The organism is Paenibacillus sp. lzh-N1, assembly GCF_002872435.1.
In the GTDB taxonomy this organism is placed as follows: domain Bacteria; phylum Bacillota; class Bacilli; order Paenibacillales; family Paenibacillaceae; genus Paenibacillus; species Paenibacillus polymyxa_C.
Map to the genome: position 1 here is coordinate 4,880,947 of NZ_CP025696.1, position 17,130 is coordinate 4,898,076.

1 protein-coding gene (only partly in view) is annotated in these 17,130 nt (G+C 53.7%); it reads right to left on the reverse strand.

The genetic code is table 11. The features are described from left to right. Positions 1-17,130: the 3' portion of a non-ribosomal peptide synthetase gene (locus tag C0638_RS21690; RefSeq protein WP_102163789.1), read on the reverse strand. 25,260 nt of this gene lie beyond the right edge of the window; 17,130 of the gene's 42,390 nt are visible here — the last part of the coding sequence; the start codon falls outside the window, past its right edge — the gene reads right to left on this strand; the stop codon is at positions 1-3.

Genomic DNA, 17,130 nt, shown 5'->3' on the forward strand with positions numbered 1-17,130 from the left:
CTAGAAAACAAAGTCGATGGAATCCGGTGAGAAGCCTTCTGCTTGTTCACCCAAGTTCACCTGAATATCGCTTAATTGCAAATCTGGATTGGCCGCAACCTGTGACAGGATCGCTATCAAATCTCCGGTTAATCGTTCAATAGCGTCAGCGCCAAACAGCTTCGTGCAATATTCAAAGGAACCCTTGATCTGCCCGTCTTCATCACTCATGGACAAGGTCAAATCAAATTTGGAAATACGATGCTCCTGCACATAAGGACTGAAGGACAACGTTTCAAGCTTTGCTTCCTGTGACTCCGTATTTTGCAGTACAAACATAGTATCAAACAACGGATTACGGCTTGCATCCCGTACTATATCCAGCTTTTCCACCAGCTCTTCCAGCGGATAATCCTGATGCTCGAAGGCTTGTAACGTACGCTCTCGGGCTTCCAGTAGGTAGCTGTGGAACGTTGAGTTGCCCTGCGGCTGATGCCGGATGGCTAGTGTATTGACGAACATGCCGATCAGCGGCTCCAGTTCAGGTAACAAACGACCTGCTACCGGCGTACCGATGATCAAATCGTCCTGACCACTATATTTGGACAGCAGAACGGTGTAGGCGCTCATCAGCACCATGTACAGCGTACTTCCGGTCTGTGCCGCCACTTGGCGCAATTGCTCGGATACATTCGGGTCCACGGTAAACTCATACGTTGCTCCCTCGAAGCTGCGAACAGCAGGTCTAGGATAAGCAATCGGCAGATCCAGTACCGGTAATTCCCCGGCTAAATGCTCCAGCCAGAACTGTTCCCGGCGCTGGTAGGACTCACGCTGCATTTCCTGCTGCTGCCACACCGCATAGTCCTTGTACTGAATGGACAACGGCTCTAGAGCCTGTCCCTCGTACAGTTGTCCCAGCTCCTGCACGATATGGTTAGACGATACACCGTCTGAAATAATATGGTGCATGTCGTACATCAGGAGATGGCGCTCGGGTCCGGTTTGAACGAGACGGACACGCAGCAGCGGTGCCTGCTGAAGATCGAAGCTGCGTACAAAGGACTCGATATACGCTTCGGCTTCAGACTCGTGGACCTGCAGGCGTTCTACTGCAAACGCCACCTGATCGTAAACCCGCTGCACAACCTCGCCGTCCACCATTTCAAAGGAAGTCCGCAGCGTTTCATGGCGGGCTATTAACTGACGGAACGCCTCCTCCAGTCGATCTGCCTGAAGCGGCCCCTCCACGACTAATACACCCGGCATATTGTAGCTGACCTCTCCACTTTCCAGATGGCTCAAAATGTACAGTCGTTTTTGAGCTGAGGAAGCAGGGTAGTACGCCTGTTTCGTCGCAGTTGGGATCACCGTATAGGTGTCTGTCCCGTGCGTTGCGATGAGCTGGGCTTGCTGCTCAATCGTAAAGTGCTGGAACACCTCACGCAGTGTCATTCGGCTGTCCAGTTCCTGATGGATTTTGGCCACCAGCGTCGTTGCCCGCAGGGAGTGTCCACCCACATCGAAGAATGAGTCGGTGACGCCTACGCTGGACAGCTTCAATACATCCTGCCAGATTTGCGCTAACTTGGCCTCCAGCGGCGTCCGCGGCGCAACGTACTCCAGACCTCCTTCAAGGCGTGCTTCCGGTGCTGGCAACGCCTTCCGGTCGATTTTCCCGTTTGGCGTCAGTGGGAAACGATCCAGCTGTACCACATACGTCGGGATCATGTAATCCGGCAGCTTCGGCTGCAGCGCATTCCGCAGTTCCGGTAGACTCAGCGACTCCGAAGCTACGATATAGGCACACAGATCCTTGTGTCCGTCTTCGTTTTCCCATGCCGTAACCACGGCTTTTTGGATACCGTCCACGGTCAGCAGCTGTGCTTCCACCTCGCCCAGCTCGATCCGGTAGCCGCGGATTTTCACCTGGTGGTCGATCCGGCCCAAATACTCGATACTGCCATCCGGCAGCCACCGTGCCAGGTCGCCTGTCCGGTACATCCGGTTTGCGTAACTGCTGTCCGCCGGATCAGCGGCTGTCGCATCAGCAAACGGATTCGGAACAAACTTCTCAGCCGTCAGTTCCGGCAGGTTGAGGTATCCTCGTGCGATACCTGCCCCTCCGATATAGAGCTCACCCGCGATCCCGATCGGTACCAGCTGTTGTCGAGTGTTCAAGATGTACACAGCCTGGTTCGCTATCGGCGTTCCAATGGATACCGTATGCTCCCCTTTTTCCAGCAGTACATTCAGTGACTCTACATCTTCAATCGTATAAGCCGTCGCATCTACCGTCGCTTCGGTCGGACCATACACGTTCGTAATGACCGGGCGATATCCGGACCATTTGTGTAGGAACCCCTGTACCAGCTGCACGGATAAGGCCTCGCCCCCGATCAGGTAATGCTTCACATCCGGCGCTTCTGTCACATTGACGCTTTCGTTCAAAATATGCAGATGCGCTGGTGTGCCGTCCGACAGATCGATTCGGTGCGTGCGATAGTAGGCGATCAAATGCTCTCCGCTCAGGCTGACGTCACGGGACACCACATGCAGGGTGTGGCCTAGCAGCAAGCTGGCAAAGATTTGCTTCACTGAAGCGTCAAATACAAATGCGGACAGCCATGCGATGTGAAGCGGCTGATCATACCGGCTGTACACTCGCTCATATAAAGCGTCTACCAGATTGCCGACACTGCCTTGCTCAATCATAACCCCTTTCGGCTGACCGGTTGTACCTGACGTGTAAATCATATAGGCCAGGTTGTGCAGGCCGCCGACAGGGATCAGGTTGCTCGCATCCTGTGCTCCCAATTGAGCCTGTACGTCCTCATCGTCAAGAACGATAGCTTGTACTGTCGATGGCAGTTGGAGTGACAGGTTGGCGGCTCTGCTTGTGATTACAACCTTCGCCCCACTGTCTTGAAGCATATAGTCGATGCGCTCCTGTGGATACATCGTATCCATTGGCACATACGCGCCTCCGGCCTTCAGTACCCCCATAATGCTCACCAGAAGATCCGCAGAACGTTCCAGCAGTACGCCTACCGGTTGATCTGCTTCAACCCCTTTCGCACGTAACACACGGGCCAATCGGTTCGCCTGCTCATTCAGCTCAGCGTAGGTCAGCGCTATGTCCCCAGACACAACGGCTATCCGCTCAGGGCTGTTTTTCGCTTGCTCTTCAAAACGCTCGCTGAGCGACAGGCCTTGGAGTGTTCCACGCACGCTATGTGCGTTCGGATCATTGAACACCTTCAGAATCCGTTCGGTTTCTTCTGTCGTAATGAGCTCCAGCTCACCCAGCTTCGCATCCGGGTTCGCCGCCACAGCTTCGGCCAAGCGAATAAAGTGACGTGTCATCCGTTCAACGGTTTCCCGTTGATACAACGCAGTTGCATACTGCAATCCGAACTGGATGCCTGCCTCTTCCTCTCTGGCTTCCAGCGTCAGATCAAACTTCGCTGGCGTTTGTTCCAGGCCGTATGGACGGAAGCTTAGGTCTGCCAGTTGCAGTTCGCCCTCCTCGGTCGTTTGCAGGGTAAACATCGTATCGAATAGCGGATGGCGGCTCATATCCCGCTTCACATTCAGCTTTTCCACCAGCTCCTCAAATGGATAGTCCTGATGCTCGTAGGCTTGCAGGGCGCGAACCTTCACTTCTTCCACGTAGCTGCGGAAGGTATGTTCTGCTGTCGGATAGTTTCGCAATGCCAACGTACCGACGAACATACCGAGGATCGGCTCCAAATCCGCATGCGGTCGTCCGGCAATCGGCGTGCCGACGACGATGTCCTCCTGGCCGCTGTATTGGTGCAAGAGGGCGTTATACGCCGCCAGCAACACCATATACAGTGTAGAGCCGGTGTGCGCCGCCAGTTCCTTCAGACGTTCGCTCACTTCGCGTTCCAGTCCGAACACCACGGTATCGCCTGCCGTACTTCGCACCGCCGGACGGGCAAAGTCTGTCGGTAGATCCAGCACAGGCAGTTCACCCCGGAAGGTATCGAGCCAGTAGGCTTCCTGACGCTGCATCCATTCCTGATGGGCTTCACTTTGCTGCCATACGGCATAATCCTTGTACTGTATCCGCAGTGGCGGCAGCTCTCCACCGTCGTACAAGCGGACAAATTCTTCAGTTAGTACCCCCATCGACACCCCATCCGAGACGATGTGGTGCATATCGAGCATAAGCAGATGTTGGGATTCCTGCTCTACTCCCTGGACGCCCAGATCCACCAAGCCTACTCGCAGCAGCGGCGCAGCTTTGAGATCAAACGGACGGACAAAGCGACTCACCAGCTCATGCACTTCCTTGCTGGCCTTCGTGTCTGTATCCGTAGTCGCACCCTCTGCTTGTAGCTTCGTATATTCCACTTCGAACGGCACGGTGTCCTCAATCCATTGCATCGGCTCACTGTCGATCAGGTCAAAGCGGGTACGCAAGGATGCATGACGGGCGATCAGTTGACGGAATGCATGTTCCACTCGCTTCACATCCAGCGGACCGCTCACTTGCAGCACCGACGGCATGTTGTAGTTCACATCATTCGGGTCGAACTGATGCAGCACATACAGTCGTTTTTGCGCCGAGGACAGGGGATAGAAGCTGCGCTCTTCCGTTACCGGAATAGAGGCATACGTCACTTGATCCAGCTGTTCCAGTACAACGGCCAGTTGCTCAATCGTTGGTGCTTCAAAAATACTGCGCAGTGGAAGTGGCTTGTTCAGCTCTTTGTGAATCTTCGAGGCCAGTGTCGTCGCCCGCAGGGAATGTCCACCAATCTCGAAGAAGTTTTCCTTCACGCCGACCTGAGTCAGACCCAGTACATCCTGCCAGATTTGCGCCAGCTTCACTTCCACCCACGTCCGCGGTGCGACATAGTCGGCTCCGCTTTGCAGGCTGCCTTCTGGTGCTGGCAGGGCCTTGCGGTCGATTTTACCGTTCGGTGTCAGCGGCATTTGTTCCAGCTGTACCAAGTACGAAGGCACCATGTAGTTTGGTAGCTCCTCACCCAGTAAGCTTCGCAGCTCACCGGCACTCACGTCACATTCGGCAACAAAGTACGCCACCAGTTGGTTTTGTCCCTGCTCGTCCGCCTGGGCCAGTACGATGACCTCTTGTATGCTCTCTACTTTCAAAATTTGTGTCTCGACCTCGCCCAGCTCGATCCGATAACCCCGGATTTTCACCTGATGGTCGATCCGGCCCAAATATTCGATGTTGCCATCCGGCATCCATCTTGCCAAGTCACCCGTACGATACATTCGATCATAACCTGCTTCGCCAGCCGCAAATGAATTCGGTACAAATTTCTCAGCCGTCAGCTCTGGACGATCCAGATAGCCACGAGCCAGACCTGGACCGGACACGCACAGCTCACCCGCTACGCCTGTTGGAGCCAAATGTCCATGTACATCCACCATGTATACCCGGTGATTCGGTACAGGGCGGCCGATAGAAATCAGCTGTCCTGCTCTCTCATCCTTGGATACTGGCCAGATGGATGTCGCCACCGAGTTTTCAGTTGGACCGTAGCCGTTGTAGTACGCTACATGATCCTTCCACTTGTATACCAGCTCTGTTGAAGCGGCTGAACCGGCAGTGATCAGAATACGCAGGTTTGGCATCCGTTCTGGCTCCAGATAGACGGCATAGGTCGGTGGTAATGTCGCTATCGTAATCTGATGTTCTGTCATGTAATGCTCGAATCTCTCATAGTCCAAAATCGTCTCTGACGTTGGCATGTACAACGTGGCACCACAGAACAGGGCTTGGAATATTTCCCAGCAAGCTGCATCAAACGAATAGCTGGCAAACAGCAGTGTATGATCCGACGCGCTGATCTGGAATTCCTTATCAAAATACGTTTTCAGATTACACAGACCGCGATGCTCCAGCATAACCCCTTTCGGCTGTCCCGTCGTACCTGACGTATAAATCACATACGCTAGATCGTTCGGACCAGACAACGACTCCAGATTGGAGCCATCCTCGTGATACACACTCGGTGCCCCACTCAGCACCAGCACGTTTCCATTGAAAGATACCTTGTCTACCAGATGGCTTTGTGTCAACAACAACTCTGCTCCCGAGTCGTCCAGCATGTAGCGGATACGCTCCTCCGGATACGTTGGATCGATTGGAACATATGCGCCCCCAGCTTTCAAAATGCCTAACATACCCACAATCAAGTCTACCGAACGCTCGGTCATCAGACCCACCAGCCGATCCTTCGTCACGCCTTGACTGCGTAAGGTACGAGCCAGACGATTCGCACGTTCATTCAGCTCGCGATAGGTCAACTGCTCTCCTTCGAAGTACAGCGCTGGCTGTTCCGGTGTCTGCACGGCTTGTGCTTCGAACAAGCCATGGATCGTTTGATCGCTTGGATACTCAGCAGCTGTATCTCCCCATACACGGAGAATTTGCTCGCGTTCCTGCTCGCTTAACACATCCAGCTCCTGCACTTGAATGTCCGGCTGCGCTACCACCTGCTCCAGCAGCTGTACCAGATGACCCTGCGTCCGTTCCACCGCTTCCCGATCATATAACTTCGCATTGTATTCGAATCGGATTTTCATCGCTTCCTGCGGCATGACGACCAGATTGAAATCATAGTTCGTTTGTTCAATCATCCCTGCATTGCTGATGACAAAATCCGATTCCGCACCTTCGCCAAGCTGCTCGACCTGCTCCTCCACCGGATAGTTTTCAAACACGATAATGTGCTGGATCAGCTCTTGCTTTTGCTCGGTCAAGGCTTGAATTTCATACAGCGGATACGTTTCATAATCTTGAGAAGCCAGCGCCTGCTGCTGATTCGCTCTAATCAGGTCGGCAAAAGTGTCCTCAGCCTTACTACGGATACGTACTGGAATGGTGTTAATGAACAAGCCCACCATGTTTTCGATCCCTGAAATATCTGCCGGGCGACCCGATACTACACCGCCAAAGACAGCGTCGTTACTACCGTTGTACTTTTGAAGCAGTAAGCCCCAGGCCGTTTGTAGGAGCGTATTGGTGGTCACGTGATACTGCTTGGCTACCATTTCCATACGTCCTGTTAAATCCTTACCTAGGTCGCACAGTACATGCTCAAATTGTTCGCCGTCCGCTTTCGCGCCTACTTTTCCGGTCGGAATCGAAGTTTGTTGATCATAGCCCAGCAAATATTCCTTCCAGTACGAGGCTGCTGCTTCTACATCCTGTGCTTCCAGCCACGCAATATACTGACTGTATGGAGTCACAGGGGGGAGCTTCGGTGCTCTATGCTCTACGGCTGCAAAGTAAACCTCAAACACCTCATCCGTTACCAACGCCACACACCAGCCGTCCATTAGGATGTGATGAGAACTCCATACAAAATAATAATCCTCATCACCTGTCCGCAAAATCGCCACGCGCATCAACGCATCCCGGGACAAATCGAATCCAGCTGCCTTGTCCTGGCGAATAAATTCCTGCACATACGCGTCACGTTCCTGATCATCCAAATGACGCAAATCTTCACATCTGAAACCAACCTCTTTATGGCGGAAAATCACCTGTACGGGCTCATCCTGCCACCCGCTGATGAAATTGGCTCTAAAGATCTCATGCCGCTGCGCCAGTTGATTCAAGCTATCTTGGAAAATATCCGCTTGGAAGCGTCCGTGTAGATCAAAGGTCGTTTGTTCAAAATAAGCCCCTGATTCTGCATCCATTAGACTATGGAACAACATCCCTTTTTGCATCGGTGTCAATGCATATACATTTTCCAGTTCCCCGATGTCACGCGTCCGTTCGACCAACTGATCCAGCTCGGCCAAGGTTACAGGTTTAAGCATCACATCACTTGGCGTCAGTTCCTGCTGTTTGCGACCCACGCAATGCGCGATGATTTCCTGCAGGCTGGTTCTGAGCGCTTCGGCTAGCTGTTCCATCGTTTCCTTGCGATATTCCTGATGGCTGTAGCTGATCGTCAATTGCAATTGACCTTCGGAAATCAGTCCGTTCAGATCCAGGGTGTGCGATCTGGCTGCATGTGCGCTAAGCTCGGCACCACTAGCGTAAGGAGACACGCCAATGGATTGATGTTGCATATCCTGGTCAAATTGTCCCAAATAGTTAAAGCTGATTTCAGGTTCGGTTCCAAAATGCGCTTGCTCACATGCTGCAGACAGGTATCTCAGCATCCCGTAGCCAATGCCCTTTTGCGGAATCCGGCGTAGCCCTTCTTTCACCTGTTTGATGTGCTGTGAAAGGTCTTGCCCTGCGCTCATATCCAGCACAACCGGGAACTGTGTCGTAAACCAGCCCACCGTGCGCGTAATATCCAGCTCGGGCAAAATGGACTCCCGCCCATGGCCTTCCAGGGTGACAAGCACACGTTCAATCCCCGCCCAGCGATGAATAGCCGTGCCAAGTGCGGTCAGCAGCAGATCATTCATATCTGTGTTGTAGGCACGTTGCGCCTGTTTTAACAACTGCTCCGTTTCCTGAGTGGTCCATGTGACCGTCATAAGCTCGCTGTCTTTATTCAAGGATTGTGGTTGCGGCTGGTCTTTTGGAAGCGGCTCATACGCCCCCTGTTCCACTTCCTGCCAGAAGGCGAGCTCTGCTGCCATTTCTGGACCGTTCGTATAGTGAGACTGTCCCTCAGCCCAGGTGCGGAACGAATCCGTTTTGTGCGGAAGACGAGCCGCTTGTCCGTGCAGTGCCTGTTCATAGGCTGTCGTAAGATCCTCGAATAAAATACGCCAGGATACGGTATCTACTACTAAGTGATGAATAGCTATCAGCAAATGATCTCCATCGGGGCAATGGAATAGCCCCAGCTTCACCAGCGGTCCTTCGCTTAAATGAATGCCCGCCTGAATTTCATTTGCTTTAGCCTCGATCGCCGCAGACACTTCAGACTCCTTCCTGAAGTCTGCCTGATCCAGCGTATACAGCTCGCCCTCACCCACCGCGCGGTTCCAGGCTTCATATCCGTGCTCCGTAGGACGGAAAACGATCCGCAGTGCATCGTGATGGCTAACGATGTGGTCCATCGCTGTGCGTAGTGCTGCCTCATCAAAACCATCCTTGCTATGCAGCATGATGGACTGATTATGATGATGAGCATCCGTCAGGTTCTGCTCAAAGAACCAATGCTGAACAGGTGTCAGCTTCACAGTGCCCACCACTTGGCTCTGATCTGCCAATCTTGTCACCGATTGGACTTTCAGCGCCAAGGCAGACACCGTCGGATGACTGAACAGATCTTTCATCTCCAGTCGATAACCTGCTTGCAGCAAGCGGGACGAGACTTGCAGGGCTTTGATCGAATCGCCGCCCAACTCGAAGAAGTTATCCTGCGTGCCTACGGCTTCTACGCCGAGCACTCCGGCCCATACCGCAGCCAGTACCTGCTCCACCTTCGTACGCGGGGCCACATAAGCTGCTCCCGTATGGATGCTGCCTTCTGGCTCCGGCAAGGCCTTGCGGTCGATTTTGCCGTTGCTGGTCAGTGGGATCGTCTCCAGCCGCATCAGACGTGCTGGCACCATATGCGCTGGCAGTCCGGCTTCCAGCTCGGTCTGTACTTCCTCGATCCGCAGCTCGGTTTCTCCCGTGATGTATCCGCACAAATACTTGTGCCCACGCTCATCCGTTCGGTCGATGACTACGGCTTGACGCACACCTGGCACTCGCTGGATCGCCGTTTCAATCTCGCCCAGCTCAATCCGGTATCCCCGGATTTTGACTTGATAGTCCATCCGGCCAATAAAGTCCACATTGCCGTCCGGCATCCACCGTGCCAAGTCACCTGTGCGATACAAACGTTCACCCGGCACGTATGGGTTCGCTACGAATTTCTCGGCTGTCAGGTCCGCACGGTTCAGGTAGCCCCGTGCGACCCCGATGCCGCCGATGCACAGTTCGCCCAGTACACCGATCGGCACCGGATTCAGCTGACTGTCCACAATGTAGAAGCGTGCATTCAGCCATGCCTGACCAATCGGCACATTGCCACTGCTTGGCAGCTTCGATAGTTCTTCGTCATAGAAGCTGGAGTCAATCGCCGCTTCGGTGACGCCGTAGCTGTTCATGATGCGGATATTCGCACCAAATCGTTCTTGCAGCACCCGGTAATCCGTCACGCTGCAGCTATCCGAGCTGGTGATCAGCAGTTCCAGACTGCTCATGTCCAGCCCCTGTTCATGCACATGCTGCATAAACGGTACGATCAGGGCTGGAGTCGATTCGAACACGGTAATCTGATAATCGCGAATCCATCCGTACAGACGGCTTGGATCAATGCGGTCGTCTTTCGGACAAATGACCATCGTGCCCCCGTTATAGAGCGTCCGTGCAATATCCCCGACGAACACGTCGAAGGAGAAGCTGGCTAGTTGCAGCAGTCGTACCGGGAACTGGTTCAGACGGTAATCCCGGCGATACGCTGCAGCCGTATTCACCAAGCTGCGATGCTCAATCATGACGCCCTTCGGACGTCCGGTTGTGCCAGAGGTGTAAATCACATACGCCAGATCGTGCGGTTCATTGATCGGTTCAACATCCGTCGTATCCCCGGTGTACAGTGACTCATCGTCCAATGCCAGTACGGTATGCAGACGCAACCCTGTTGCCGATTCGGATGCTGCTTCGCTGTCAGACTTCGAATCTGCTTTCAAGCTCACACCTTCATTGAGGCGGTCGCTTTCCATCGTTTCAGCGCTAACCGCTGTTTCCAACTCACCCTCGGTCTTTCCTTCGCCCAGAGCCCCTTGGCTTTCACTCAGCCATGCCTGGGCACGCTCCTGCAAACTGGTTTGCGTGAGCAGCACCGTCACACCGCTATCCTCCAGCATGAAACGAATGCGTTCGGACGGATAGTCTGCATCCAGCGGCACATATGCGCCTCCAGCCTTCCATACCGCCAAAACGCCGACCAGCATGTCTACCGAGCGTTCACTCCAAATGCCGACAATCGATTCGCGTCCGATACCTTCATTTCGCAATCTACGCGCCAATTGGTTCGCACGCTCGTTCAATTTCCGGTACGTAAGCTGTTGCTCCTCGTACACCACCGCCACGTGATCTGGTACAAGCTGGGCCTGTTCTTCCACAAAGACATGGAATAAGGCTTCTGCTTCAACCGCAGTAACATCCGATACGCCTACATCTCCAAAACCATAGAGGATTTGTGCTTTTTCCTCGACAGTTACCATATCCAAAGCGGCCAGTGGCTGCTTTGGATGCAGTGTAATGGCTCGTACGAGTTCAGTAAAATGCTGTGCAAAGCGCGCGATGGTCTCAGGTTTGTACAGCGCCGTGCTGTATTCCAGACTGCACAGAATGCCTTCTGGCTGCTCTACAGCATCCAAGGTCAAATCAAATTTGGACGTATGAACGTCCGTCGGATACGACTTAAAGGTCAGCCCTTCCAGCTCGAACTCCTGCTGCTCAAATGTTTTCAATTCAAACATCGTATCAAACAGCGCATTCCGGCTCGTATCCCGCGTTACATTCAGCTTTTCAACCAGCTCTTCAAACGGATATTCCTGGTGCTCATACGCACTGAGCGCATGCTCTTTGACCTCTTGCAAGTAGTCCAGGAACGTTTTATCACCAGACGGATAATTACGGATCGCCAGCGTGTTCAGGAATACGCCTACTAGGCTACTGAGCTCCGCATGTGGTCTTCCGGCAATCGGCGTGCCGACGATGATGTCCTCTTGACCCGTGTATTTATGCAAGAGTGTGCTATACGCTGCAAGCAATACCATGTACAAGGTGGATCCGGTTTGCGCGGCCAGCTGCTTCAACTGCTCGCTGTCCTCCATGCAGATCGCAAACTCAAATCGAGTTCCTTCCAGACGCTGTACGGCGGGTCTTGTAAAATCCGTTGGCATATCCAGTGCCGGAATTTCACCAGACATGGTGTTCAGCCAATAGCTTTCTTGCGCACGAAGACGTTCACTTTGCATATCTGCATGCTGCCAAACGGCATAGTCCTTGTACTGAATACGCAGTGGCGGGAGCTCCTTGCCTTCGTACAATTGAGAGAACTCCTGCACGATAATTCCTTCCGTGACGCCATCCGAAATAATATGGTGCATGTCATAGAGCATAACGTGACGCCCCGGTCCGTTTTCGATCAACTGAACCCGCAGCAACGGAGCTTGTGCGAGATCAAAGGCACGTACAAAGTCCTGTGCGTACTGCGGTGTCTCTTCTTCGCTTGCTTGCACATACTCCACGCTGAATGGGACGTTAGATTCAATCCGCTGAATCACCTCGCCATCCACCATCTCGAATCGGGTTCGCAGGGTTTCATGACGGGCAATCAGCTGGCGGAAGGCTTGTTCCAGTCGCTCTTTATCCAAGGAGCCTTCGATCATCAAAGCTCCTGGCATGTTGTAGCTCACCTCTCCACCTTCCAGATGACTCAGCACGTACATCCGTTTTTGCGCCGAGGAAACGGGATAATAGTCGCGCTCCTCCGCCACAGGTATGGATACATACATTTGCTGGGCCTGATCTTCACCCATCACCTGTACCAATTGCTCAATCGTCGGATATTGGAAAATATCTCGCAAGGCCAGCTTGTGATTCAGCTCCTGATGGATTTTCGCCATCAGGGTGGTGGCACGCAGTGAATGTCCTCCCACTTCAAAGAAGTTATCCTGGATGCCTACCCGCTGATGATTCAGAACGCTTTGCCAAATACGTACCATCTGCTCTTCCAGCAGGGTCCGCGGCGCAACATACTCCGTACCTCCTTCGAGGCGCGCTTCCGGTGCTGGCAACGCTTTGCGGTCAATTTTCCCGTTTGGTGTCAGCGGGAATTGATCCAGTGGTACGACATACGTCGGGATCATATAACCCGGCAGTTTGGGCTGGAGTGTGCTGCGCAGCTCCGGCAAATTCAGCGCCTCCGAGGCGACGACATACGCGCACAGATCTTTGTCTCCGTTTTCGTTTTCCCAGGCGGTAACGATGGCTTTCTCAATGCCATCCACAGTCAGCAGCTGCGCTTCCACCTCGCCCAGTTCAATCCGGAAGCCCCGGATTTTGACCTGATCATCCATCCGACCGATAAAGTCTACATTGCCGTCCGGCATCCACCGCGCCAAATCGCCTGTGCGGTACAGGCGTTCGCCCGGTACGAACGGGTTCGCCACGAATTTCTCGGCTGTCAGATCCGCACGGTTCAGGTAGCCCCGTGCCACCCCAATTCCGCCGATGCACAGCTCACCCAGTACGCCAATCGGTACCGGATTCAGCTGGCTGTCCACGATGTAGAAACGTGCGTTCAGCCATGCCTGACCAATCGGCACATGGCCGCTGCTTGGCAGCTTCGACAGCTCTTCATCATAGAAGCTGGAGTCAATCGCCGCTTCCGTGACGCCATAGCTGTTCATGATGCGGATATCTGCGCCAAACCGTTCTTGCAGCACCCGGTAATCCGTCACGCTGCAGCTATCCGAGCTAGTGATCAGCAGTTCCATGCTGCTCATGTCCAGCCCCTGTTCATGCACATGCTGCATAAACGGTACGATCAGGGCCGGAGTCGATTCGAACACGGTAATTTGATAATCACGAATCCAACCGTGCAGACGGCTAAAATCAAGTCGGTCGTCTTTCGGACAAATGACCATCGTGCCGCCGTTATAAAGCGTCCGCGCCATATCCCCGACGAACACGTCGAAGGAGAAGCTGGCCAGTTGCAGCAGTCGTACTGGGAACTCGCTCAGACGATAATCCCGGCGATACGCCGCAGCCGTATTCACCAAGCTGCGATGCTCGATCATAACACCCTTCGGACGTCCGGTTGTTCCGGAGGTGTAGATCACATACGCCAGATCCTGCGGTTCGTTGATGTGATCAACGTCTGTCGTATCTCCGGTGTACAGTGACTCATCGTCCAATGCCAGCATGATTTGCAGACGCAACTTTGTTGCCGATTCAGATGCTGCTTCGCTGTCAGACTTCGAATCTGATTTCAAGCTTAAGCCTTCATTCAGGCTGTCTCTTTCCATCGTTTCAGCGCTAACTGCCGTCTCCAGCTCACTCTCAGTCTGCCCTCCGGCCAAGGCCTGTCGGCTTTCTTCGAGCCATGCCTTTGCTTGCTCCTGTAAGCCGATTTGGGTCAACAGTACCGTCGCACCACTGTCCTCCAGCATGAAACGAATGCGTTCGGACGGATAATCCGCATCCAGCGGCACATATGCGCCTCCAGCCTTCCATACTGCCAGTACGCCGACCAACATGTCTACCGAGCGCTCACTCAAAATGCCGACAATCGACTCGCGTCCGATACCTTCATTTCGCAATCTACGCGCCAATTGGTTCGCACGCTCGTTCAGTTTCCGGTACGTAAGCTGTTGCTCCTCGTATACCACCGCCACATGATCTGGTATAAGCTGGGCCTGTTCTTCCACATAGGTATGGAACAGGGCTCCTACTTCAACCGCAGCAACATCCGTTACGCCCACTTCTCCAAAACCGTAGATGAGTTGCTCTTGTTCCTCATCGGTTACCATGTTCAAAACTGCCAGTGGCTGCTGCGGATGATAGGCAATCGCTCGAACGATTTCCGCAAAATGCTCTGCCAATCGCGTCATAGTCTCCCGCTTGTACAGCGCTGTGCTGTATTCCAGACTGCACAGAATGCCTTCCGGTTGCTCTATCGCCTCCAAGCTCAGATCAAACTTGGCCGTATGATTTTCCAGTGGATAGGAGCTTAAGCTCAGCCCTTCCAGCTCGAACTCCTGCTGCTCCATTGTTTTCAGCTCAAACATCGTGTCAAACAGCGCATTCCGGCTCGTATCCCGGGTTAAATTCAGTTTTTCAACCAGCTCTTCAAAAGGATAATCCTGATGCTCATAAGCATTAAGCGCCTGCTCCTTGACCTCTTGCAGATACTCAAGGAACGATTTGTCGTTGGATGGATAATTGCGAATCGCCAGCGTGTTGATGAATACACCGACCAGATTACTGAGCTCCGCATGCGGTCGTCCTGCAATTGGCGTACCGACAATCATGTCCTCTTGGCCTGTGTATTTGTGCAAGAGTGTAGTGTACGCCGCCAGCATCACCATATACAGGGTAGAGCCGGTCTGGGCAGCCAGTTCTTTCAGGCGTTCACTAACCTCACGCTCCAGTACAAATTCGACCGTATCCCCTGCTGTACTCTGTACCGCTGGGCGGGCAAAGTCCGTAGAGAGATCCAGCACAGGCAGTTCCCCTCGGAAGGTGTTCAGCCAGTACGCTTCCTGACGCTGCATCCATTCCTGATGGGCTTCGCTTTGCTGCCATACGGCATAATCTTTGTACTGAATCCGCAATGGCGCCAGCTCTTCACCGCCATACAAACGGACAAACTCATCAGTCAGGACCTCCAAGGACACCCCATCTGAGACGATATGGTGCATATCGAGCATAAGCAGATGTTGGGATTCCTGTTCTACTCCTTGAACGCCCAGATCCACCAAGCCTACTCGCAGCAGCGGCGCAGCTTTGAGATCAAACGGACGGACAAAGCGCCGCACCAGCTGTTGCGCCTCTATGTTGACCCTGGTGTACGTATCTGTAGTTGTGTCCTGATCTGTATCCGCAATCACATCTTCTGCCTGTATCTTCGTATATTCCACCTCGAACGGTACGGTGTCCTCGATCCATTGCATCGGCTCATTGTCCACCAGCTCAAAACGGGTACGCAAGGTCGCATGGCGGGCGATCAGTTGACGGAATATATGTTCCACTCGTTTCACGTCCAGCGGACCGCTCACTTGCAGCACCGACGGCATGTTGTAGTTCACATCCTGCGGATCGAACTGATGCAGCACATACAGTCGTTTTTGCGCCGAGGATAGTGGATAGAAGCTACGCTCTTCCGTTACCGGAATGGACGCATACGCCACTTGATCCAGCCCTTCCAGCACGGCTGCCAATTGTTCAATCGTTGGTGCTTCAAAAATACTGCGCAGAGGAAGCTGCTTGTTCAGCTCTTGGTGAATCTTCGAGGTTAGTGTCGTCGCCCGCAGTGAGTGTCCACCGATCTCGAAGAAGTTTTCCTTCACGCCAACTTGCGCCAGGCCCAGCACATCCTGCCAAATTTGCGCCAGCTTCACTTCCACCCACGTCCGCGGCGGGACATAATCGGCTCCGCTTTGCAGGCTACCTTCCGGTGCTGGCAGTGCCTTGCGGTCGATTTTGCCATTGGGACTCAGTGGCATCTGCTCCAGCTGTACAAAGTAGGACGGCACCATGTAGCTTGGTAGTTCCTGCCCCAGCGCACTTCTCAGCTCGCTGGCACTGATTTCTTGCCCGGCGACATAGTAGGCCACCATGTGTTTTTGTCCCGTTTCGTCCGCACGAGCCATGACCACGGCTTCGCGTACCGATTCCACTTGGAGCAACTGCGTTTCGACCTCGCCCAGCTCAATCCGGTACCCCCGGATTTTCACCTGATGGTCGATCCGGCCCAGATATTCAATGTTCCCGTCCGGCATCCATCTCGCCAAATCGCCGGTACGGTACATTCGCTCATACCCTGCTTCCCCGCCGGCAAACGGATCAGCTACAAATTTCTCGGCCGTCAGCTCCGGACGGTTCAGGTAGCCGCGGGCTACGCCGACACCGCCGATGCACAGTTCCCCTGCCACGCCAATTGGCTGCAATTGCTCCGTGCCTTCCTTGACGATGTACAGACGAATGTTTTGAATCGGTTTCCCGATAGGAATAACCGAATAGGCTCCATCAGGCTCGCAATCGAAGTACGATACGTCCACCGTCGCTTCGGTTGGGCCATACAGGTTGACCAGCTTCGCTCCGGTCAGGCTCGACACGAGCCGCTGGAACCGGGCCACATGCTGTGGCGGCAACGCTTCACCACTGGCAAAGACATGGCGCAGTGTGCCCAGCTTCGCTTGCATCACTTCTCGTGGCTGCTGTTCCACATACTCCAGGAACGCATGCAGCATGGCTGGTACAAAGTGCATCGTGCTCACGCCATCGCGGGCAATCGTGTCGACGATGTCTTCCGGGTTCTTTTCCCCGCCGACCGACAGCAGGCTTACCTTTGAGCCGACCATCGACCACCAGAACAGCTCCCACACCGACACGTCGAAGGTGAAGGCGGTCTTTTGCAGGATCGTATCTTCTGCACCCAG